Source organism: Knoellia locipacati (assembly GCF_044791685.1).
GTDB lineage: Bacteria > Actinomycetota > Actinomycetes > Actinomycetales > Dermatophilaceae > Knoellia > Knoellia locipacati_A.
The window spans coordinates 2,141,499-2,162,103 of record NZ_CP087730.1 but is presented as its reverse complement, the minus strand read 5'-3'; the positions used below and the strand labels follow the sequence as shown (position 1 = coordinate 2,162,103).

General features: G+C 71.2%; 21 protein-coding genes and 1 tRNA gene. 9 read left to right on the top strand and 13 right to left on the bottom strand.

All coding sequences use genetic code 11. From position 1 onward, the window contains the following. Nucleotides 1-40: 40 nt before the first annotated feature. A complete protein-coding gene (locus LL946_RS10005) occupies nt 41-835 on the bottom strand; it encodes a glycerophosphodiester phosphodiesterase family protein (protein ID WP_404380206.1) in 795 nt (264 codons plus the stop codon). Between the two features lie 171 nt (nt 836-1,006). Between LL946_RS10005 and nhaA the strand changes: the two genes are divergently transcribed. After that, nucleotides 1,007-2,344 carry a Na+/H+ antiporter NhaA gene (gene nhaA / locus LL946_RS10000; protein WP_404380204.1) on the top strand — a complete coding sequence of 446 codons (1,338 nt, stop codon included), beginning with the start codon at nt 1,007-1,009 and terminating at the stop codon, nt 2,342-2,344. 69 nt (nt 2,345-2,413) lie between these two features. After that, a complete protein-coding gene (locus LL946_RS09995) occupies nt 2,414-2,800 on the top strand; it encodes a phage holin family protein (protein ID WP_404380202.1) in 387 nt (128 codons plus the stop codon). 122 nt (nt 2,801-2,922) lie between these two features. On the opposite strand, the gene LL946_RS09990 is transcribed toward LL946_RS09995, so the two are convergent. Continuing rightward, complete coding sequence (locus tag LL946_RS09990; protein WP_404380200.1) at nt 2,923-3,588, bottom strand: NUDIX hydrolase; 666 nt, start codon at nt 3,586-3,588, stop codon at nt 2,923-2,925. Next, nucleotides 3,585-4,370 carry an endonuclease III gene (gene nth / locus LL946_RS09985; protein WP_404380198.1) on the bottom strand — a complete coding sequence of 262 codons (786 nt, stop codon included), beginning with the start codon at nt 4,368-4,370 and terminating at the stop codon, nt 3,585-3,587. The genes LL946_RS09990 and nth overlap by 4 nt, the downstream gene beginning before the upstream one ends. 86 nt (nt 4,371-4,456) lie before the next feature. On the opposite strand from nth, the gene LL946_RS09980 reads away from it, so the two are divergent. Next, a complete protein-coding gene (locus LL946_RS09980; RefSeq protein ID WP_404380196.1) occupies nt 4,457-5,134 on the top strand; it encodes a Crp/Fnr family transcriptional regulator in 678 nt (225 codons plus the stop codon). 3 nt (nt 5,135-5,137) lie between these two features. Here the strand turns inward: LL946_RS09980 and LL946_RS09975 are convergent, their stop codons facing one another. The 5 genes from LL946_RS09975 to LL946_RS09955 form a co-directional block, all read right to left on the bottom strand. Next, on the bottom strand, nt 5,138-5,932 hold the full coding sequence (locus LL946_RS09975) for an MBL fold metallo-hydrolase (protein ID WP_404380194.1): 795 nt from the start codon (nt 5,930-5,932) through the stop codon (nt 5,138-5,140). A gap of 128 nt (nt 5,933-6,060) precedes the next feature. Then, on the bottom strand, nt 6,061-6,960 hold the full coding sequence (locus tag LL946_RS09970) for a hypothetical protein (protein ID WP_404380192.1): 900 nt from the start codon (nt 6,958-6,960) through the stop codon (nt 6,061-6,063). 161 nt (nt 6,961-7,121) lie between these two features. Beyond that, nucleotides 7,122-7,820 (bottom strand): NUDIX hydrolase, encoded by a 699-nt coding sequence (locus LL946_RS09965; RefSeq protein WP_404380190.1) that lies wholly within the window; start codon nt 7,818-7,820, stop codon nt 7,122-7,124. A gap of 18 nt (nt 7,821-7,838) precedes the next feature. Beyond that, complete coding sequence (locus LL946_RS09960) at nt 7,839-8,312, bottom strand: RidA family protein (protein WP_404380188.1); 474 nt, start codon at nt 8,310-8,312, stop codon at nt 7,839-7,841. Between the two features lie 2 nt (nt 8,313-8,314). After that, a complete protein-coding gene (locus LL946_RS09955; RefSeq protein WP_156969677.1) occupies nt 8,315-8,473 on the bottom strand; it encodes a DUF4177 domain-containing protein in 159 nt (52 codons plus the stop codon). A 38-nt stretch (nt 8,474-8,511) separates the two neighbouring features. Between LL946_RS09955 and LL946_RS09950 the strand changes: the two genes are divergently transcribed. Beyond that, nucleotides 8,512-9,528 carry an ArsA-related P-loop ATPase gene (locus LL946_RS09950; protein ID WP_404380186.1) on the top strand — a complete coding sequence of 339 codons (1,017 nt, stop codon included), beginning with the start codon at nt 8,512-8,514 and terminating at the stop codon, nt 9,526-9,528. Continuing rightward, nucleotides 9,528-10,688 (top strand): ArsA family ATPase, encoded by a 1,161-nt coding sequence (locus LL946_RS09945; RefSeq protein WP_404380184.1) that lies wholly within the window; start codon nt 9,528-9,530, stop codon nt 10,686-10,688. The genes LL946_RS09950 and LL946_RS09945 overlap by 1 nt, the downstream gene beginning before the upstream one ends. Before the next feature lie 92 nt (nt 10,689-10,780). On the opposite strand, the gene LL946_RS09940 is transcribed toward LL946_RS09945, so the two are convergent. After that, a complete protein-coding gene (locus tag LL946_RS09940) occupies nt 10,781-11,089 on the bottom strand; it encodes a WhiB family transcriptional regulator (protein ID WP_404380182.1) in 309 nt (102 codons plus the stop codon). A 210-nt stretch (nt 11,090-11,299) separates the two neighbouring features. Here LL946_RS09940 and LL946_RS09935 point away from each other — a divergent pair, with 210 nt between their 5' ends. Beyond that, on the top strand, nt 11,300-13,726 hold the full coding sequence (locus tag LL946_RS09935; protein WP_404380180.1) for a transglycosylase domain-containing protein: 2,427 nt from the start codon (nt 11,300-11,302) through the stop codon (nt 13,724-13,726). 86 nt (nt 13,727-13,812) lie between these two features. Here the strand turns inward: LL946_RS09935 and LL946_RS09930 are convergent, their stop codons facing one another. After that, nucleotides 13,813-14,274, bottom strand: a complete 462-nt coding sequence (locus LL946_RS09930; protein ID WP_404380178.1) for a GatB/YqeY domain-containing protein — start codon at nt 14,272-14,274, stop codon at nt 13,813-13,815. 42 nt (nt 14,275-14,316) lie between these two features. Here LL946_RS09930 and LL946_RS09925 point away from each other — a divergent pair, with 42 nt between their 5' ends. Beyond that, nucleotides 14,317-15,258, top strand: coding sequence for a metallophosphoesterase (locus LL946_RS09925; RefSeq protein WP_404380176.1), 942 nt, complete (start codon nt 14,317-14,319; stop codon nt 15,256-15,258). Nucleotides 15,259-15,361: 103 nt separating this feature from the next. Further along, nucleotides 15,362-15,438 (top strand) — tRNA-Pro (locus tag LL946_RS09920). Between the two features lie 60 nt (nt 15,439-15,498). On the opposite strand, the gene LL946_RS09915 is transcribed toward LL946_RS09920, so the two are convergent. After that, nucleotides 15,499-16,764: an AGE family epimerase/isomerase gene (locus LL946_RS09915; RefSeq protein ID WP_404380174.1), complete on the bottom strand. Its 1,266-nt coding sequence runs from the start codon at nt 16,762-16,764 to the stop codon at nt 15,499-15,501. A 107-nt stretch (nt 16,765-16,871) separates the two neighbouring features. Further along, nucleotides 16,872-17,855, bottom strand: coding sequence for a hypothetical protein (locus LL946_RS09910; RefSeq protein ID WP_404380172.1), 984 nt, complete (start codon nt 17,853-17,855; stop codon nt 16,872-16,874). Nucleotides 17,856-18,010: 155 nt separating this feature from the next. Here LL946_RS09910 and LL946_RS09905 point away from each other — a divergent pair, with 155 nt between their 5' ends. Next, nucleotides 18,011-19,222, top strand: coding sequence for an oxygenase MpaB family protein (locus LL946_RS09905; RefSeq protein WP_404380170.1), 1,212 nt, complete (start codon nt 18,011-18,013; stop codon nt 19,220-19,222). A gap of 145 nt (nt 19,223-19,367) precedes the next feature. Here the strand turns inward: LL946_RS09905 and LL946_RS09900 are convergent, their stop codons facing one another. Then, nucleotides 19,368-20,567, bottom strand: a complete 1,200-nt coding sequence (locus tag LL946_RS09900) for a pyrophosphate--fructose-6-phosphate 1-phosphotransferase (protein ID WP_404380168.1) — start codon at nt 20,565-20,567, stop codon at nt 19,368-19,370. Nucleotides 20,568-20,605 lie beyond the last annotated feature (38 nt).

Sequence of the window (20,605 nt, the reverse complement as noted above, 5' to 3'; positions counted from 1 at the left end):
CGACGACCGCGGGAAAGGGCAATCAGTCGCGGGTATGCCGTCAGCCTGCTCGTCGCCGAACGGGTGCGGTCGTGAGCGCCGGGAACGGCTCCCAGATGCCCCGCCGCACGTAGGTCTCGCGCAACAGGTCAGGGCGGTCGGTGATGATGCCGTCGACCCCCGCGTCGAGCAGCCGGTCCATGAGGGCCGGCTCGTCGACGGTCCAGACGATGACCCGTATGCCGTGTGCGTGCGCCGTGCCGACGAGGCGGTCCACGAACACCGGCACCCGACCCAGAACCAACGGGACGTGCGCGAAGTCCGCTGTTCGGACCCAGCGCGGCGCGGAGGCTCCGGCGCGGGCGCAGGAGATCAGGGTGGTCAGCGACCGCCAGCCGAGCGCGGTGTGGGTGTGCGGCACCAGCTCGCGCAGGCGCCGAAGCCAGCCGTCCCAGGCTCCGGCCACGCAGACGCGCTCGCCGACCGAGGGACGGGCCAGCACGCGGGCGAGCGGCTCGATGGCAGCTGCCTCCTTGAGGTCGACCGTGAACCGGGAGTCGGGGAAGGCCTCGAGCGCCTCGGACAGCGTGACGATGGGCTCACCGCCGGTGCCGAGCCGCCGCAGCTCGGCCATGGTCCGGTGACGCACCGGGCCTCGCGCCACGGTCACGCGGTCGAGGGTCTCGTCGTGGAAGCAGGCGAGCTGACCGTCGCTCGTGAGCCGCACGTCGGTCTCGAGGTAGCGGATCCCGAGCGCGGTCGAGCGCGCGAAGGCCGCCATCGTGTTCTCGGGTGCGAGCCCGCCGCCGCCGCGGTGGGCGATGGCGAGCGGGCCGACGTGCGAGGGGTAGCCCATGCCACCCATGCTCGCGAGGTGAGGTGACGGCCGGATGGCGCGGACACGGCATACGGCCGTCTGTTCACGGACTGTTCGGCGGAGCGAGGGGTGCGCTGTGACCGATAGAATCGACGTCAGGTGCGCCGGGAAGTCTGGTCGGCAACGATGCCGCCGACCCCGAAAGGCCCCATGATCTCCCCCACCGCACGCGACCGGCTCTTCCGGCGACCGACCTGGACCGAGGCCCAGGTCGTCACGAAGGCGCTGCGCACCGAGACCGTCGGCGGGGCGATCCTCCTGGTCGCTGCGCTCGCCGCTCTCGTCTGGGCGAACTCCCCCTGGCGAGAGGCGTATGCCGACCTGCGGGACCTCTCCGTCGGCTACGAGCCCTGGCACCTGGACCTGACGCTCGGCCACTGGGCAGCCGACGGGCTGCTCGCTCTCTTCTTCTTCGTGGCCGGGCTCGAGCTCAAGCGTGAGTTCCTCGTCGGGGACCTGCGCACCCCGGCAAAGGCCGCGGTACCGGTACTGGCCGCGGCGGCCGGCGTCGCGGTGCCGGCGATCCTCTTCACCGCGACAGTGCTCGTGATGGGGGACGACGGGGACGCCCTGCGGGGCTGGGCGATCCCGACGGCGACCGACATCGCGTTCGCGCTGGCGGTGCTCGCCGTCATCGGGTCGCACCTGCCGTCCGGGCTGCGCTCCTTCCTCCTGACCCTCGCGGTCGTCGATGACCTCATCGCCATCACGATCATCGCGATCTTCTACACGCAGGGCCTCGAGGTCGTGCCCCTGCTGCTGGCCCTGGTGCCGCTGGCGGCGTTCGCGTTCCTCGTGCAGCGCCGCATCGTCGTGTGGTGGCTCCTCGTGCCGCTGGCCTTCGCGACGTGGGCGCTGGTCCACGCGTCGGGCGTCCACGCGACCGTGGCCGGGGTGCTGCTCGGCCTGGTCGTCCCGGTCAAGGCACGCGAGCGCGTCCCGTCGATCTCGACCCTGGCCGCCGAGGTCGACGTCGCGCAGCGGCTCGAGCACCGGCTGCGGCCTCTTTCTGCCGGCTTCGCCGTGCCGGTGTTCGCGTTCTTCGCCTCCGGGGTCACGGTCATCGGTGGTGGTATCGGCGCGACCCTCAGCGATCCGGTGGCCATCGGGATCGTCGTGGGCCTCGTCGTCGGCAAGCTCGTGGGCGTGCTCGGCAGCACCTACCTGCTCGCGCGGTTCACCCGGGCGCGGCTCGACGACGACCTGGCGTGGAGCGACGTGGTCGGCCTCGCGCTGCTCACCGGTGTCGGCTTCACCGTCTCGCTGCTCGTCGGCGAGCTGGCCTTCGGCGCCGGCTCCGAGCGCGATGAGCACGCCAAGGTCGCGGTCATCGCCGGGTCGCTCATCGCGGCGTTCCTGGCCTCGGTCGTCCTGCGTCGGCGCAACGCCGTCCACCGGCGGATCGCCCTCGAGGACGCGGTCGACGACGACGGCGACGGGGTTCCTGACGTGTTCGCACGACGCTCGGGTGAGGACGGACCCGAGTAGGTCGGTCTCCACTGGGTAAGGTCGGGTCCAGTCGCACCGAAACCCTCCCGACCTGCGAAGGTGAGCAGCATGACAACCGGAACCGGACCCGAGCGGACCATCGGCCAGCTCGTCGCCGACGCCACCCACGACGTGCAGGGCATCGTCCGCAGCGAGATCGCCCTGGCCAAGGCCGAGGTCTCCTCCGGGGCCAAGGTCATGGGCAAGGGCGTCGGGCTGCTCGGAGGCGCCGCCTTCGTCGGGCTCCTCGGGCTGATCTTCCTCTTCCACACCCTCGCCCGCGTCATCGCCGTGTGGTTGCCGGTGTGGGCGGGCTACGGCATCACGACCCTGGTGCTCTTCATCGTCGCCGCCGTGCTCGGCCTGCTCGGCAAGAAGGCGCTCGAGAACGCCAAGCCCGCGCCGAGCCGCGCCATCGCCGAGGCCCAGCAGACGATCGCCACCCTCAAGTCCTGATTCTTGGCGCTTGCGTCCGCCACTGTGGTGGGTATGCCGTCACCGTGACGGACGTTGCGCCTCACCCCGCGCTTGCGTCCGCCACTGTGGTGGGTATGCCGTCGCCGTGCCGGACGTTGCGCTCAGCCGCGGTTGCGCATCCAGTCCGAGAGCACGTGCTCGGGGATGGGTCGCTCGACCTTCGGGTCCCACGGCTCACCCAGCCCGGCGAGGTCGAACACCGCGCCGAGCAGCAGCGCCGTGAACCCCCACACGAACAGGCCACCGGCCTCGAAGCCCGGCCCGCGGTAGCCCGACGGGTGCGCCACCGTGAAGCGTCGCGCCGGGTCGAGCAGCTCGGACAGCGGCACCCGCTCCACCCGCTCGACCTCTGCGGGGTCGACGACGCTCACCGGACCCGGTGACGGCCACCACCCGAGCACCGGGGTGACGGCGTTGCCGCTCGGGGTGAGGAACAGCTCGGGCATCGCGCTGACCACATCGACGCTCTCCGGCACGACCCCCACCTCCTCGTGGGCCTCACGCAGGGCGGCCTCGACCGGTCCGGCGTCCGTCGGGTCCACCCGCCCTCCGGGGAAGGAGACCTGGCCCGGGTGCGCCCTGAGCATCCGCGACCGGGCCGTGAGCACGACGTCGGCGCCCCCGTCGTCGCTCGGCCCGAAGAGCATGAGCACCGCCGACCGACGGTCGACCTCGTCGGGCGGCGCGAAGGTCGTGAACGCCTCGGGCCGATCGCCCTCGATCGACTCGAGCACACGCTCCATCCACGTCGGGCGAGGAGCGCTCACGCGGACTCCTCGACCCGCTCGCCGGGGAGGGGTCCGGGCGGCGGGTCCGGCAGGACCGCGCCGGGGGCCAGCTCGTACTTGAGAAGCGCGAGGGCCTTGACCGGGTCGGTCTCGCCCTCGCCGTAGGACGGGCACCACCGCGCCACTGGGCACGCGCCGCACGCCGGTTTGCGGGCGTGACACGTGCGTCGGCCGTGGAAGATCAGGACGTGGCTGAGCATGACCCAGTCCTTGCGCGGGAAGAGCGCTCCGATCTCGTGCTCGACCTTGACCGGGTCGGTCTCCTCGGTCCAGCCGAACCGGCGGACGAGCCGCCCGAAGTGCGTGTCGACCGTGATCCCGGGCACGTCGAAGGCGTTGCCCAGGACGACGTTGGCGGTCTTGCGTCCCACCCCCGGCAGGGTGACGAGGTCCTTGAGGCGAGCCGGCACCTCGCCACCGAACCGCTCGACGAGGGCCTGGCTCAGCGTGATGACCGAGTTGGTCTTCGCACGGAAGAACCCGGTGGGCTTGAGCACCTCCTCCATCTCGGCGCGGTCGGCGGCCGCGAGGGCCTCGGCGGTCGGCCAGCGGGAGAACAGGATCGGCGTGACCTTGTTGACGGTGACATCGGTGGTCTGGGCCGACAGCACGGTCGCCACGAGCAGCTGGAGCGGCGTCTCGAAGTCGAGCTCGGCGTGCGCGTAGGGGTAGCGGTCGGCGAGCGCACGGTAGATCTTGCGGGCCCGGCGCGTTCGAGCGACAGGTGACTCTGCGGCATACGCAGCGGTGGAGGCAGGCACGCACGCCAGACTACGGCTGAGGACTGACCGTGACGGGACGCGTCGTCGCCCGCCCGGGCGAGCGACGACGTGGCACACTGTGCCCCGTGGATCACGACATCGTGCGCAAAGCCCCGCTGTTCGCGGCTCTCGACGACGAGACGGCCGAGAGCCTCATCACGTCCATGACGGCCCAGCACATGGAGCGCGGCGACGTGCTCTTCCACGAGGGCGACCCGGGTGACCGGCTCTACGTCATCGGCGAGGGCAAGATCAAGCTCGGCCGCTCCTCCGCCGACGGCCGCGAGAACCTCCTCGCCATCCTTGGTCCGGGCGAGATGTTCGGTGAGCTCAGCCTCTTCGACCCGGGGCCCCGCACGGCCACCGCGACCGCCGTCGCCGAGACGCAGATCGTCGGGCTGACCCACGACCAGCTCAAGACGTTCCTCGGCGAGCGGCCCGGCGTCGCCACGACGCTGCTCGCCGCACTGGCCCGCCGCCTGCGCCGCACCAACGAGTCGCTCGCCGACCTCGTCTTCACCGACGTCCCCGGCCGTGTCGCCAAGGCCCTCATCGACCTGTCCGACCGCTTCGGGCGCCCGGTCGAGGGTGGCGTCATGGTGAGCCACGACCTCACCCAGGAGGAGCTCGCGCAGCTCGTCGGCGCCTCCCGCGAGACGGTCAACAAGGCGCTCGCCGACTTCGCGACCCGGGGTTGGCTCAAGCTCGAGGCGCGCGCCGTGCTCGTCCAGGACATGGAGCGGCTCCAGCGCCGAGCGCGCTGACCCTCAGCGCACGCCGAGGTAGTCGAGCTGCGCGCGGATGCTCATCCGCGCCGCTGGCCACACCTCACGCGGCACGTCCGCATAGACCCGCGTGAGGACGCCCTCCACCGGATCGGCCTCGGCCGCCGCTCCGTCGAGCAGGGCCTGACGCACCTGCTCCAGCCGCTCCTGCCGGTGCGTCCGGTAGAACGCGACCATGGCGCTGGCGTCGGGCACCAGTGGACCGTGGCCGGGGAGGATCCGGGTCACCTCTCCGTTGCCCGTCAGGTCGGCGATGGTCTCGAGGGACCGCAGGTATGCCGCGAGCTCACCATCCGGGTGCGCGACCACCGTGGTGCCCCGGCCGAGGACGGTGTCCCCGGTGAGGAGGGCGTGGTCGGCGGCGAGCGCGAAGGACACCGAGTCGCTCGTGTGTCCCGGTGTGGCGACGACGCGGATCTCGAGCGCCCCGGCGGTGATGACGTCGCCGTCGGCGAGGTCGTCGTGGCCGCGGCCGACCGCTCGGATGCGGCTGCCGGTGATCTGGGCGAAGCGCGGGGCGGCCTCCGAGTGGTCGAGGTGACCGTGGGTCAGGACGGTCTCGGTGACGCGGGCACCCGCATCGGCGACCACCCGGCATACCCGCTGGAGGTGGGCCTCGTCCAAGGGCCCGGGATCGATGACCATCGCGTCGGTGCCGCCGGGCTCGAGCAGGACCCAGGTGTTGGTGCCGTCGAGCGTCATCGGGCCGGGGTTGGGTGCGAGGACGCAGTGCGCCCGCGCCGTGACCTGCCCACCAGCCCACGCCTGCTCACTCATTCCCCCACCCTGCCACCTGTGACCCTCCGGACATGCAGTGCGCCGGGACGTGCGGGTCGGTCGCGAGCGGCCAAGCGAGAAGCCAGTGAGGGAGGCCGGTCAGTCGCCGGCACTGCATGTCCGTCGGCTCAGGCCACCGCACGGAACCGGCTCGGTGGCGACGCCGGAGTCCCACCACGACGTGCGATGAGCCAGGAACTCAGGACCCAGCGCGTCCACTCCTGGTCGAACATGACGTCCTCGTAGGCGAAGCGCAGCGAGCTCCACGCCCAGATCGCGAACAGCGAATGGCGCTGACAGTCGCGCCGCAACCCCTTGCGGGTGCCATGGGATTCGTATCCCTCGGCCTCGACGATGAGGCGCAGCTCCTCGCTGCCGAGGTCGACCCTGGCGTAGAGCCCAGGATCGGCCACCTCGAGTTGCGGCGTGAGGTCCAGGCCCACCTCGATCGCGAGGGCCCGGAGCACCGACTCCAAGGGATTGGCGGCACGACCGTCGGCGTAGGCAGCCACCTTCCGCGCCGCCGCCGACCCCACACCGCGCAGGCCCGACGCAGCCCGCACGAGGTCGTCCCCGTGCACCGCGCCGGAACGCAACGCCGAGTCCGCCACGGCGAGTGCCTCGTCGAACGGCAGGGTACGGGCACAGTCGAGCACCGTGCGCACCGGTGATGTCACGCCCTCCGCCACCTCCACGGTCGACAGATCCGCCCAGTGCGGGACGACGCCGTCACCCCGCGACGCCCTGAGCCGTCTGTTCCTCGGGAAGGTGAGGTGTGGGAGGTCTGGGACCGTCTTGACCTTCCACCCGTGGTGCAGGGCCGCGCTGAGGTGGGACTGCACGGCAGTCCGCGCATGCGCCGCTCGCCGGTGCTCGCCGGTGGTGGGCAGGGTCAGCCGCCCCCTGCCCACAGCGACCACATGGCCATCGCCACGCGCCTTGGCGATGGCCCGGCGAGAGTGGTGCCGGCGCAGCTCCTTGGTCGTGGCGCACCCACCCAGGCGGGTCAGCGTCAGTGCCACGGACATGGCGTCAGCCTGCCGAAGTCCTCGAGATCGGCAGGTGGGATATCCACAGGTGGGCCTGCGGACATGCAGTGGCGACTCGGGTTGCCCTCGCCGCGGCGCGCTGCCCGCGCGACGTCACGCCCGGGCCGAGGCACTGCATGTCCGTGCGCCCACCGGCCGGGTCAGGGGATGTCGGAGCGCATGACGAGGCGGTCGCCGAGGTCGACGAGCTGGGGCGACACGGCCGTGAGGACCGGCCGGTCGGCGAGGAACTCGTCCACCGAGGCGAACTCGGCCAGCTGCTCGAGCATGACCACGGTGGGCGGCAGCATCACGGCGTGGCCTTCGGCGTATGCCGTGAGGAGACTTCGCGGGAGCACCCACGCGTCGTGGTCGGTCTCGGTCGACGCTCCGGCGGCGGACTGGCCGGCAGGCAGCGCTGCGGCGAAGAACCACGTGTCGTAGCGCCGCTTCTCGAAGGGCGGCGTGATCCAGTGGGCACGCGGGACGAGGTCGGTCACGGACAGCCGGAGTCCGCACTCCTCCTCGACCTCGCGAACGGCGGCGGCGAGCAGCGGCCCCGCCTCGGCGACCTCGACTCCCATGACCTCGGCCACAGCCTCGACCGCCTCGGCGCCGAGCTCGGCCGCGACATCCTCGGCGTCGACACCCCCACCGGGGAAGACGTACATCGACGGCGCGAACGCCATCGTGGACACCCGACGCTGGACGAACACCGCCGGACCGTTGGCGGTGTCCCGGACGACGAGGACCGTGGCCGCACCCCGGGGAACGAGCGGCTCACCCGGTGCGGCGAGCCAGGCCCGCGCGTTGGCGACCCACGCGTCGGAGCGCGGGGCAGCGAACTCGCGCCACGGCATACGAAGAAAAGTAAAGAGTCAGTCGGCGACGTGGACGATGATCTCGACCTCGACGGGGGCGTCGAGGGGGAGCACCGCGACACCGACGGCCGAGCGGGCGTGGACGCCGCGGTCACCGAAGGCGTGGCCGAGCAGCTCGCTGGCGCCGTTGATGACGCCGGGCTGGCCGGTGAAGGCCGGGTCGGAGGCGACGAAGCCGACGACCTTGACGACCCGCTCGACCTTGTCGAGGTCACCCACGACCGACTTCACCGCGGCGATGGCGTTGAGGGCGCAGAGCTGCGCGAGCTCCTTGGCGCGCTCGGGCGACACGAACCCCTCACCGGAACCGACCTTGCCGGTCTCGGCGAGCTGGCCGGACACCATCGGCAGCTGGCCCGAGGTGAACACCCGCGAGCCGTCCTGGAGGGCGGGGACGTAGACCGCCACCGGAGCAGCCACCTCCGGCACCGTGAGTCCGAGCTCGGCGAGGCGGTCCTCGACTGCACCCATGGTCAGGCTCCCTTCGGACGCTTGAAGTAGGCCACGAGGCCATTGCCGTCAGGCCCGGCGACGACCTGCACGAGCTCCCAGCCGTCCTCGCCCCAGTTGTCGAGGATCTGCTTCGTCGCATGGATCATCAGCGGCACCGTTGCGTACTCCCACTTCTGCATGGTGCCCACCCTAGTGCGGCCCCCCTTAGGGTGGCACCGTGCCCTCATCCACCCTCGCGGAGCTCTCCGACGCCCGGCTGCACATCGTCACCGGCAAGGGCGGTGTCGGCAAGACGACCGTCGCGTCGGCCCTCGCGCTCGCTCTGGCCAGCACGGGCAAGCGAGTCCTGGTCGTCGAGGTCGAGGGACGGCAGGGCCTCTCGCAGACGTTCGACGTCGCGCCGCTCGGCACCGAGGAGGTCCGCCTCGTGGCCCACCCCAGCGGCGGCGAGCTCTGGGGGCTGTCGGTCGACGCCAAGGCGGCGCTGCTCGAGTACCTCCAGATGTTCTACAAGCTCGGGCGGGCGGGCTCGGCCCTGGAGAAGGTCGGCGCCATCGACTTCGCCACGACCATTGCCCCGGGTGTGCGCGACGTGCTCCTCATCGGCAAGGTCTACGAGGCGGCGGGCCGACCCGAGGGCGGTCGCGGGCACAAGGGCGGCCGGCTGCACTACGACGCCGTCGTGCTGGACGCCCCGCCGACCGGTCGCGCGGTCCGGTTCCTCAACGTCAACGCCGGTGTCGCCGACGTCGCCCGCATGGGCCCGATCAAGTCGCAGGCGGACTCGATCACCCGGATGCTGCACGACCCCCGCACGCTCGTGCACATGGTGACCCTCCTCGAGGAGATGCCGGTGCAGGAGAGCATCGACGGCCTGCGGGACCTCGCCGACGTGGGGCTCCACATCGGGGCGATCGTCGTCAACCAGATCCGCGAGCCGCGGCTGACCGACGCCAACCTGGACGTGCTCCACGGCTCCGCCGACGACGCCCTCGACGAGCTGCTGCGGGCCGAGCTCACGACGGCGGGCCTCCGGCCGACCGGTCCCATGGTCAAGGGCCTCATCCAGGAGGGTCGCGACCACACGCTCCGCCTCGACCTCCAGGCCGAGATGGCGCGGGAGATCGCGGACGCGGGGCCACCCGTGATCGAGCTGCCGGCCCTCGCCGACGGGATCGAGGACGGCGGCGTCGCCGTCCTGACCGACGAGCTCCTCGCGCAGGGAGTCGCCTGATGCCCGCCCGCACCCCCACGACCCCGCCGAGCCTCGACGTCGACGGGCTGCTCGCCGACCCCGGCGTCGGCATCATCGTCTGCTGCGGCAGCGGTGGCGTCGGCAAGACGACGACGGCAGCCGCGCTCGGCATCCGTGCCGCCGAGGCCGGTCGCAAGGTCGTCGTCCTCACCATCGACCCGGCCCGCCGCCTGGCCCAGTCCCTCGGCCTCAGCGAGCTCGACAACACTCCCCGCCCGGTCGCCGGCGTCGACCTGTCCGGGGGCGGCTCGCTCGACGCGATGATGCTCGACATGAAGCGGACCTTCGACGAGGTCGTCGAGGCGCACTCCACCCCGGCCAAGGCCGCGCAGATCCTCGAGAACCCCTTCTACCAAGCAGTCTCCAGCTCCTTCGCGGGCACGCAGGAGTACATGGCGATGGAGAAGCTCGGCCAGCTCCGCACCCAGGCCGAGCGCGACGGCACCTGGGACCTCATCGTCGTCGACACTCCCCCGTCACGCTCGGCCCTCGACTTCCTCGACGCACCGAAGCGGCTCGGCTCCTTCCTCGACGGCCGGTTCGTCCGGCTGCTCATGGCGCCGGCCAAGGCCGGTGGGCGTGCCTACCTCAAGGTGTTCAGCGTCGGGGTCGACCTCGCCCAGCGCACCCTGAGCCGGGTCCTCGGCGGGCAGATGCTCCAGGACGTGCAGACCTTCGTCGCCGCCCTCGACACGATGTTCGGCGGGTTCCGCGAGCGGGCGGACGTCACCTACGCCCTCCTCAAGGAGGACACCACGGCCTTCGTCGTCATCGCCTCGCCCGACCGCGATGCGCTGCGCGAAGCCGCCTTCTTCGTGGACCGCCTCGGACAGGAACGTATGCCGCTCGCGGGCGTCGTCGTCAACCGTCTCCAGTCGCTCGGTGCCAGTGCCCTGTCGGCGTCACGCGCCGAGGACGGCCTCGCCCAGCTCACCGAGGCAGGCCAGGGAGACTCCGTCACGGCAGGGCTGCTGTCCCTGCACGTCGACCTCGCCTCGACGACCGCCCGCCAGCACGCGTTCGTCTCGCGCTTCGCCGCCTCGCACCCGCACGTCAAGGTGTCCACGGTGGCCGCCTCGGCCACCGACGTCCACGACCTCGACGGGCTGCGTGAGATCGGCGCGCTGCTCGCCGGCTGACGCCTGGGCCGACATCCGGCCCGGCAGCAGGCCCAGAACAGACGAAAACCGGGCCGGTCCACGAAGGCACCGACCCGGCATACGAGGAATCGTCAGCTGTGCGGACGACCCAGGGTCTTGTTGAGGACGTCACGCCAGGAGCGGACCTCCGGGTGGCGGCGGAGCAGGGCGCGGCGCTCGCGCTCCGTCATCCCTCCCCAGACGCCGAACTCGGTGCGGTTGTCGAGAGCATCGGCGAGGCAGTCGAGGGCAACGGGGCAGCCGCGGCACACGATCTTGGCCGTGCGCTGCTCCTTCCCCTGGACGAAGAGTGCATCGGGGTCGGTGCCCACGCAGGTGCCGCGGGTGGACCAGTCGGACGAGCTGGTTGAAGCAATGGCAGGAGCTGAAGTGATCGTCATGCGATTTTCCCTTGGCTAGGCCATTCCCTCCCGAATGGCGCTACCCGAAAACTAGGCAGTAGGGGCAAGTGGCACCATGACGATTTAGGGGACTAGTTATATGGCTCATACTAACTAGTCACTTCCTAGGTACTTCCCTGCCTGGCCGGCACGTTCGCCGCGCGGCGCTGCGTGACGGGGGGCCACATGTTGCCGCGTTACCCTGCTGGCATGGAAGGTCGTGCCCAAAACCTGCCCCACGTGCTCCGCCTGCTGCTGGGGCTCGTCGTCCTGAGCGCCCTCATGGGGCTGCTCATGGCCGGTATCGCCATCCCCGCGATCGGGGCCGGCGGGAGCGCCACGACGAGCAGCGTCAAGGCGTTCAACGACCTGCCCAGCGAGTTCGCCGTGTCGCCGCTGGCGCAGCAGTCCAAGATCCTCAGCGCCGACCGCAAGCTCATCGCCAACCCCTACGACGAGAACCGGATCATCGTCCCGCTGGCCAAGATCTCGCCGTGGATGCAGAAGGCGCAGATCGCCATCGAGGACTCCCGCTTCTACGAGCACGGGGGCCTCGACGTCCGCGGCTTCACCCGCGCCATGGTGTCGAACTTCTCCAGCGGTGACGTCCAGGGTGCCTCGACCATCACCCAGCAGTACGTCAAGATCACCCTCCAGGAGAACGCCCTGCGCCGGGACGACAAGGAAGCCGCTGAGGCCGCTGTCGCCAAGACCTACACGCGCAAGCTGCAGGAGCTCAAGTACGCCCTCGACGTGGAGCGCAACTTCACCAAGGAGCAGATCCTCGCGGGCTACCTCAACCTCGTCTACTACGGCGACCAGGCCTACGGCGTCGAGGCCGCTGCCCAGAACTACTTCGGCGTCCCAGCCGCCAAGCTCACCCTCGGCCAGTCCGCCCTCCTCGCCGGCATCGTCCAACAGCCGACGAAGTACAACCCGGTCATCAACCCCAAGCAGTCGCAGGCGCGGCGCAACGCCGTCCTCGACCGGATGCAGTTCCTCGGCATGGCCACCGCCACCAACGTCGCCGCGGCCAAGAAGCAGCCCGTGGCCGCCATGCTCGGCAACCGCAAGCCGCCCAAGGGTGTCTGCCAGCGCTCGAGCCAGCCGTTCTTCTGCGCCTACATGATGGAGTACCTCCAGAAGTCGCCGCAGATGGCGGTCCTGGGCAAGACGCCGGCCGAGCGCCTCAAGAACATCAACCAGGGCGGGCTCACGATCACGACCACGCTCGACACCAAACTCCAGGCGGCGACGATGCGCGCGCTGACCGACGCCGTCCCGGTCGGCAACAAGAGCAACCTCGGGGCGGCCTCGACCGTCGTCGAGCCGGGCACCGGCAAGATCCTCGCGATGGCCCAGTCCACGGACTTCGGTGCGAGCCAGCTCAACCTCAACGTCGACCAGCGCTACGGCGGCAGCCAGTACGGCTACCAGTTCGGCTCCACGGCCAAGATGTACGCCCTCGTCGCGGCCCTCGAGTCGGGGATGCCGCTCGACGGCACGATCGACGCGCCCTCGGCCTCCCCGGACGACCCGCACTCGTTCACCCGGGCCGAGATGAAGGGCCGGTGCAACTCCGACAAGGACTGGTCGGTCGAGAACGACTACCGCAGTGGCGGGGTGATGCCGCTGGCCAAGGCCACCGCCGAGTCCATCAACACCGCGTTCGGCCAGCTCGTCATCGACCTCGGGTGCAAGAAGGTCCACGACGTCATGAACCGCATGGGTGTCCACCAGGGTGACGGCAAGCCGATCTACGACTCGGTCGCCTCGATCACACTGGGCGCCGGCACGATGACGCCGATGACCATCGCGTCGTCCTACGCCACGCTGGCCGCCCGCGGCAAGTACTGCGAGCCCACCCCGATCGCGTCGATCACGACGTCGAACGGCAAGGTCATCAAGGTGCCGCCCACGACGTGCAAGCAGGTCATCCGACCCGACGTCGCCGACGGCGTCAACCAGCTCCTCGTGGGTCCGCTCAAGGACAGCCGGGGCACCGCAGAGGGCGTCTGGGACGTCGCCGAGCGCCCGGCGGCCGGCAAGACGGGGACGACCAACAACCACAACCAGTCGTGGTTCGTCGGCTACACCCCGCAGCGTGCGGCGTCGGTGTGGATCGGCAACGTCAAGGTGGCGCGGCCCAACGGCCAGCTCATGACCCTCAACGGCAAGTGCTTCAACGAGTACGGCTGCAAGAAGAGCGTGTTCGGTGGCACCATCGCCGCGCCGGTCTGGGCCCAGGTGATGAAGGCCGCCTCGGCAGGTCTGCCGGTCGTCAATTTCACCGCCCCGTCGTCAGCCGTGCTCAACGGCAACTACGTGCCGATCCCCGACGTCGTCGGGGACAGCGTCGACACGGCCATGGGGAAGCTCGGGGCCGCCGGCTTCAGGGCCAAGATCGGGAGCCGGGTCGACAGCTCGATCCGCGAGGGCCGCGTGGCCAAGACGAGCCCCGCCGCCCGCGCTGCGAAGGGCGCCACGATCACCCTGTTCATCTCCCGCGGCTACACCACCTCCGAGACCGCCTCCAGGGCGCCCCAGCCACGGCAGACGATCGTGCCCCAACCCTCGGAGCCGACCGTGGGACCGCAGCCCAACACCAAACCCACCAAGCCCCCGAAACGGCCCTGAGCCGCTGAGCACGCGAACGACGACTGACCCCGCCGGAATCCGGCGGGGTCAGGTCGTTCCCGGGGCGTGGCGCGCCAGCCCTCGACTCAGCCCGCGAGCACCCGCTTGACGATCGCGGCCACCCGGCCACCGTCGGCGCGGCCGGCGATCTCGCCCTGCGCAGCCTTCATGACCTGCCCCATCTGCGCCATCCCGCTCGCGCCCGTGGACTCGACGGCGGCACGGACGATGCGCTCGAGCTCCGCGTCGTCGAGCTGCTGGGGGAGGTAGGTCTCGAGGACGGCCAGCTCGGCGTCCTCGGTCGCGGCGAGCTCGGGACGCTCCGCCTGCACGTATGCCGCGGACGCCTCCTTGCGCTTCTTGGCCTCCTTGGCGATGACCTTGAGAACCTCGTCGTCGGTGAGCTCCTTGGCCTCGTCACCGGCCACCTCGGCGTTGGTGATGGCCGTGAGGGTCATGCGCAGCGTGCCGGAGCGGACCTTGTCCTGGCTGCGGATCGCGTCGTGCAGGTCACTGCGGAGGGTGCCCTTGAGGGTCGTGTCGGTCATGCCCCCAGTCTCGCACCCGGGGTCAACCGGGATACTGGGGCGATGACCTCCCCGACCAGGACCGCCCTGACCGCGCTGGCCGGAGTGGCGGCGACAGGGGTCGCCGGGGTCGCCTACGCCGGCCTCGTCGAGCGCAACTGGTTCGCCCTCCGCGAGGCCACGGTGCCGGTGCTGCCGCCGGGCTCGGAGCCCGTCCGGGTGCTCCAGGTGAGCGACCTGCACCTCATGCCGAACCAACGTCGCAAGATCGAGTGGGTCCGCGGACTCGCCTCTCTGGCACCGGACTTCGTCGTCAACTCGGGCGACAACCTGGCGCACCTCCATGCCGTCCCGCCGCTCCTGCGGGCCATGGAGCCGCTCATGGACTTCCCCGGCGCGTTCGTCCTCGGCTCCAACGACCGGTTCGGTCCGGTGCCCAAGAACCCGGCGCGCTACCTCACCCGCAACTACGCCCGCCCACCCAAGGACGACCGGATCGACCTGCCGGTGGACGAGCTCGTCGACGGGCTCTCGGCGGGTGGTTGGGCGGACCTCGACAACGTCCGGACGACGGTCGAGATCGGGCCCCACCGCGTCGAGCTCGTCGGTGTCGACGACCCGCACATCGAGAGGGACCGGTATGCCGTCGTGTCCGGTCCCGCTGCCGACGACGTCGCGCTGACGATGGGTCTCGTGCACGCGCCCTACCAGCGCGTGCTCGACGCGATGACGGCCGACGGCGCCGGGCTCATCCTCGCCGGGCACACCCACGGCGGCCAGCTGGCGGTGCCGTTCTACGGCGCGCTCGTGACCAACTGCGACCTCGACACGCGCCGGGCCAAGGGGCTCTCGCGCTGGTGGCCCGGAGCGGGAGGCAACGTGCCCACGCAACCGGAGCAGACGGCATACCTGCACGTCTCGGCAGGTCTCGGGACCTCGCCGTACGCGCCGGTCCGGTTCGCGTGCCGCCCCGAGGCGACGCTGCTGACGCTGGTGTCGCGCTGACGACTCGGGGGTCCCGGGCCCGGGTTCGGGAGCCGATTTCGGGAGGCGGGCGAGCGTCGGCTATCCTCTGGTGTCGCTTCCTCCACGAGGACGTGACGTGCCACGGGGTGTGGCGCAGCTTGGTAGCGCGCTTCGTTCGGGACGAAGAGGTCGCAGGTTCAAATCCTGTCACCCCGACCAGTAGAACCGCAGGTCAGAGGCCTTTTGCTCATCAGAGCGAAGGGCCTCTCCTGGTGGGCCTCAGGCCCCCTGTGACTCCCGCAGGGCCGTGGCCAGCGACGGCGTCAGCGGCAGCCGCGGAATGACGGTCGCCTGCACCGCGTGGTAGAGGTCGGCCTTGGTGTCCCACGTCGTCCGCGACACCGAGCCGTCGGGCGCGAGCTCGTGCCACCACGAGCCGTTGACGCGGTCGATGACGTCCTCGTCGACGTAGTCCCACCAGGTGCGGTACCAGCGGTCGTATGCCGTTTCGCCCGTCGCGTGGTGCAGCGCAGCCGCCGCTCCGATCGCCTCGGCGGCGACCCAGTGCATCCGCTCGCGCACGACCGGGCGCCCCTCCCAGTCGACGGTGTAGACGAATCCCGGCGATCCGTCGACACTCCACCCCTCGCGCACGCCGGCGTCGAAGAGGCCCTTGGGGTCGTCGAGCATCCACGCAGCCGGCTGGTCACCGAGCGCCTCGAGGGCGGCCCGGGCGTGCAGCGTCAGGCGCGCCCACTCGAACCAGTGCCCGATCGTCGCACCGTAGGGGCGGAAGGGGTCGGCGGGCCGGTCCCTGTTGTAGTCGGGAAGGGCGTTCCACCCCTCGTCGAAGTGCTCGGGCAGGCGCCACGACCAGTCACGGGCAAAACCGTGCACGACCCGCTCGAGGATCCGGACCGCACGGTCGAGCCAGATCCGCTGGCCGGTGACGTCGGCAGCCGCGAGGTAGGCCTCGACGCTGTGCATGTTGGCGTTGACGCCCCTGTAGGCGTCCAGGGTCGCGAACGACCGGTCCCACTCCTCGACGACCATCCCCGCCCCGTCGTCCCAGAAGTGCTCCTCGCTGACCCGGAGCGCGGAGGCGAGCAGGTCGGCGGCGCCCGGGCGCCCGGCAGCGGTGGCACTCGACGAGGCGAGGATGACGAACGCGTGGGGATAGGCCGCCTTGGACGTCGTCACCGGCACTCCGTCGCGACCGACCTCGGCGAACCATCCACCATGCTCGGGGTCCGCGAAGATCGACGTGATGGCGGAGAGTCCGTGGTCGGCCAGGGCGCCGCAGCCGGGGCGTCCCATGAGGTGCCCGAGCGAGTGGACGTGCGTCATCCGGCACGTGAGCCACAGCTCGTGTGAGCCGTCCTGCGGCACTCCGTCGTCGCCCTGCCGGGCGAAGCCCCCGGAGTCGAGGCGGGAGCCACGGCCGAACTCCAGCAGCCGGTCGGTCTCGGCCTCGAGCCACCGCGTGTGCCAGGCGGAGCCGATCCACCTCACGCCGTCGCCGGTCGCCTCGTCCTGCGAACTCATCCCGCTCCTCTGGTTGCCCGGCGTTCGTGCGCGCGTCCCATCATCGTCGGTCGGCGAGCTGGACGTGCGGCGAACCCGGTGAAGGCGCCAGAGGGGCGGGCAGGGCCTCAGGTCGTCGCAGCGGCCTCCTCCGGCAGCCCGTCGGCCCAGTAGTCGAGCGTCTGGGTCACCCAGAAGGCGGCGAAGGCCACGAGCAGCACGACCTCGACCCACAGCACCCACTCGGTGGGGGTCCCGCCCCCGAGGAACTGGTCGATGACCGCGAGCACGATGGCGACCGCGAACGTCGCGGCCATGACGCCGGCGACGACGCCGTAGACCGCGCGGTACGACTTCGCCTCCCGGGTCGGCTCGTGCCCGGGCACCCCGTCGCGCCGGGCCGCGGCCTTGCGTGCGTTGACGTAGGCGACCGCGGTGATGAGACCGAAGAGCGGCACCGCCGCTCCGAAGTGCGCAGCGTCGAGGAACGAGTCGCGGCCGAACCGGAACCAGAGGACGAAGGCCACCCAGACCCCGGCAGCGAGGAAGAACCCGATGCGCGTCGCACGCGAGGACTGTCGCCGCCCGACGACGATCCAGCCCCCGAGCGCCAGGCCGAGGAACCCGAGGGCCACGAGGCCCCAGACGTTGTTGACGACCGACGGCACGAACTCCGGTGGCACCGAGCACCGGCCCTCAGGGTCGCACGGCGCCCCACCCGCACCGCGCGGCGTCGGGACCATGGCGACGACCGGTGCGAGCATCCCGGCGATGTTGAGCGCAGTGTCCTCGAACCCGCGCCGACCGACGATCGCGACGAGGCTGATGCCGATCGCGACGAGGGCACCGACGAAGACGCTGCGGGCGGGCGTGTAGTAGTACGCGCTGATCGACCCGAGGTGGCGGTTCGCCTCGGCACCGCCCAGCCGCTCGGTCCAGACGCAGAAGAGGAGGAGCACGACGAGGCCGACGAGGCTGAGCCGGAGGTAGCGGTAGGTCCGGACCGAGGCGCTGGCCCGCACCCGTGGCGGCGTGACGGCCCCGGGCCCGGCCGCGGCGTCGGCCGCCGCCGGGCGGGGGGTGTCGGGCAGCTGGGCTGACAGGTTGCTCATGGCGCGCTCCTCTCGACGACACCAGTGTGTCGTCGGGAAGGAGGTTCGAGAAGACCCCGAGATACGTGCGGGCCGGACCGTGCGGGCCGGACCGTCCGGGCCGCGGGGTTCGTCGTTGTGCGGACAGGCCGTCCGGCGGCTCCTACCCTCGAAGGATGGCCCACCGAGCCGACCCACCGACGAGCGTGCGCAACGCGGCCGAGGCAGTCGCCCTGCACGGCCCGCTCGCCTCGGCCTACCTCGCCGGCATGTGGGTCGGTGACCCGCTCGCCGACGCCTGCGCCGACGAGGCCGGACGCATCGGACATGGCCGCTACATGCGGCTGCTGCGTCAGGCTCTCGCCGAGGGCATCGACGCGGTCCCCGACGCCCCGGACAGCCTGGTCGCCCTCTTCGGGCAGCTCGACGACGTCCCCGCGTGGGTCGACATCCCCGCGATCGACGCCGGGGTCCGCGACTTCGCGCGCTACAGCCGCGAGACCGGCATCGTCCTCGGCGCGGCCTCGCTCCTCGTGGGCTACGCGAACCCCACCGCCTCGCGCCCACTCGCGATGACCGGCCGCTACGTCGAGAGCGCCGGGATGCGCACCATCGAGGTGGCCACGTGGCTGCGCGCCGTCACCAAACCCGGCGGGCTGCACCGGTTCTCCCCCGGCTTCGAGCGCACCGTGCGGGTCCGGATGATCCACGCCTTCGTCCGCCGCCACCTCCGTGACGACCCGGCCTGGGACCTCGCCGCCTGGGGCGAGCCGATCTCCCAGGCCCACCTCGCCTACACGCTCGACGAGTTCTGCCTCATCGTGATCCGGGCGCTGGCCCGCGTGGGTGTCCACTTCCGGCCCGACGAGATCGCCGACGGCCACTACGCCCGGTGGCGCTACCTCGGTCTCCTGCTCGGTGTCGTCCCTGAGCTCCTGCCCGCGACGCAGGCCGACCAGGAGGCCCTCGAGGAGCTGCACCTCATGACCCGCCCGCCGGTGGAGGACTTCTGCAGGGCTCTCGTGCGCGGGATCAACGCCGAGTTCCTCGTGCCCGAGCTCGACGTCATCCTCGGCCCCTTCCGGCGCTGGTCGCCGACCACCGTCCACGGACTCGAGCGCCTCTTCCTGGGCGACGACATCGCCGACGACCTGGGCGTGCCTCCGTCCCGGGTGGGGCCCCTCGTCGCCGGGCTCGGCCGCCCGCTGGGCCTGCTCAACCGGGCGATGGACCGCTCACCTGCGCTCGTCGATTGGCGTCGCCGTCGCGGCGACGCCTACGTCGACCGGCAGGAGGTGCGCCTGCGCACGACCTACGGCGTCACCCACGAGATGGTCGACGACTCGCCCTCCTCGGGCGCGCCGCACCCCGCGCGCGTCGGCGAGTGAGGGCCGCCGCGACGTATCAGCACGGCGTCGAGGGACTCCTCCTCAGTGGGCCGGTCGCGAGGAGCGAAGGTCGGTCCCACGAATCACTGGCGCGCACGGCATACCCGGCTGAAAGACGTCGGGTATGCCGTGCGCCGCGATCGCGTCAGACCTGGCCGAGCGACTCGCGCAGCTCGGTGAACCACGGCACCGATGCGTCGAACTCCTTGCCGCCGGCGATGCGCGGGAACTCGATCGCGCGCAGCTCGTCCCCGCGCTCCTCGTCCTCCCCGATGACGCCGGACTCTCCGCGCAGCGCCGCGTCGACCGCGAGGTCGGTGCAGCGACGGATGAGGGCGAGGTCCTCGTCGTTGGCCGCGGCCGACCGGGAGAAGTAGCCCGACTTCTGGACCATGACCTTCTCGGCACCGAGCCGCTCGGCGAACTGCTTGCCGAACCAGGCGCCGGGGTTGACCTTGTCGAGCTGGACGTGCCCGAACGGGTCGACCGGAACCTCCAGTCCGGCGGCTTCGAGCTCGGCGACGACCTCGCTCACCCCGGCCCCCTCGGACAGGAAGATGTTGACGCACCCGATCTCGTCCATGACCGCCTTGAGACGAGCGCTCTCACCGGCGAGGTCGATGTGCGACTCGGGCACGAAGACCGCGTGCACGTCCCAGCGACGGGAGTCGAGGCCGATGCCGGGCAGCCACTCCTGCTCGGCCACCCAGGCGTGGTGGCGGCGGGCGGTCTCGGCGGTGAGCCAGCCGCAGTGGCGCCCCATGACCTCGTGGATGATGAGCATCCGCGGGTTGGAGGAGTGCTCGGCGAGGACGTTGCGCGCGAAGATGGCGCCCTGCTCGGCAGCCGTCCAGGCACCGAGGGACTGCCGGATCGGGATGATGTCGTTGTCGATCGTCTTGGGCAGGCCGACCACCGTGAGCGGGTAGTCGTTCGTCGCGAGGAACGCCGCCAGGTCCGCTGCCGTGGTGTTGGTGTCGTCACCGCCGATCGTGTGCAGCACGTCGACGCCGTCGGCGGTGAGCTGCTCGGCCGCCACGTGCAGGGGGTCCTGCCCCTCCTGGACGAGCCCGCGCTTGACGCAGTCGGCCACGTTGGTGAGCTTGACCCGGCTGTTGCCGATCGGCGAGCCACCGAAACGGTGAAGCAGTGCCGCACCCTCGCGCACCTCGGGGGTGACCTCGACCGAGCGGCCGGTGAGCAGGCCGGCATACCCGTTCTGGTAGGCGATGACCCGCACATCGGGAGCGACCTCGGTGTAGCGCTCGATGAGGCCGCCGACGGCGGACGAGAGGCAGGGGGCGAGGCCGCCGGCGGTGAGCAGGGCGACAGTCTGGACAGCCATGGCCACAGTCTCTCAGTGTGACCGGCGGCACAGTCACG

What these genes read in the sequence shown, in the direction of transcription:
- LL946_RS10005 (WP_404380206.1), bottom strand. Translation starts at nt 835, where the DNA reads ATGGGCTACCCCTCGCACGTCGGCCCGCTCGCCATCGCCCACCGCGGC.
- nhaA (WP_404380204.1), top strand. Translation starts at nt 1,007, where the DNA reads ATGATCTCCCCCACCGCACGCGACCGGCTCTTCCGGCGACCGACCTGG.
- LL946_RS09995 (WP_404380202.1), top strand. Translation starts at nt 2,414, where the DNA reads ATGACAACCGGAACCGGACCCGAGCGGACCATCGGCCAGCTCGTCGCC.
- LL946_RS09975 (WP_404380194.1), bottom strand. Translation starts at nt 5,932, where the DNA reads ATGAGTGAGCAGGCGTGGGCTGGTGGGCAGGTCACGGCGCGGGCGCAC.
- LL946_RS09970 (WP_404380192.1), bottom strand. Translation starts at nt 6,960, where the DNA reads ATGTCCGTGGCACTGACGCTGACCCGCCTGGGTGGGTGCGCCACGACC.
- LL946_RS09965 (WP_404380190.1), bottom strand. Translation starts at nt 7,820, where the DNA reads ATGCCGTGGCGCGAGTTCGCTGCCCCGCGCTCCGACGCGTGGGTCGCC.
- LL946_RS09960 (WP_404380188.1), bottom strand. Translation starts at nt 8,312, where the DNA reads ATGGGTGCAGTCGAGGACCGCCTCGCCGAGCTCGGACTCACGGTGCCG.
- LL946_RS09955 (WP_156969677.1), bottom strand. Translation starts at nt 8,473, where the DNA reads ATGCAGAAGTGGGAGTACGCAACGGTGCCGCTGATGATCCATGCGACG.
- LL946_RS09945 (WP_404380184.1), top strand. Translation starts at nt 9,528, where the DNA reads ATGCCCGCCCGCACCCCCACGACCCCGCCGAGCCTCGACGTCGACGGG.
- LL946_RS09940 (WP_404380182.1), bottom strand. Translation starts at nt 11,089, where the DNA reads ATGACGATCACTTCAGCTCCTGCCATTGCTTCAACCAGCTCGTCCGAC.
- LL946_RS09935 (WP_404380180.1), top strand. Translation starts at nt 11,300, where the DNA reads ATGGAAGGTCGTGCCCAAAACCTGCCCCACGTGCTCCGCCTGCTGCTG.
- LL946_RS09930 (WP_404380178.1), bottom strand. Translation starts at nt 14,274, where the DNA reads ATGACCGACACGACCCTCAAGGGCACCCTCCGCAGTGACCTGCACGAC.
- LL946_RS09925 (WP_404380176.1), top strand. Translation starts at nt 14,317, where the DNA reads ATGACCTCCCCGACCAGGACCGCCCTGACCGCGCTGGCCGGAGTGGCG.
- LL946_RS09915 (WP_404380174.1), bottom strand. Translation starts at nt 16,764, where the DNA reads ATGAGTTCGCAGGACGAGGCGACCGGCGACGGCGTGAGGTGGATCGGC.
- LL946_RS09910 (WP_404380172.1), bottom strand. Translation starts at nt 17,855, where the DNA reads ATGAGCAACCTGTCAGCCCAGCTGCCCGACACCCCCCGCCCGGCGGCG.
- LL946_RS09905 (WP_404380170.1), top strand. Translation starts at nt 18,011, where the DNA reads ATGGCCCACCGAGCCGACCCACCGACGAGCGTGCGCAACGCGGCCGAG.
- LL946_RS09900 (WP_404380168.1), bottom strand. Translation starts at nt 20,567, where the DNA reads ATGGCTGTCCAGACTGTCGCCCTGCTCACCGCCGGCGGCCTCGCCCCC.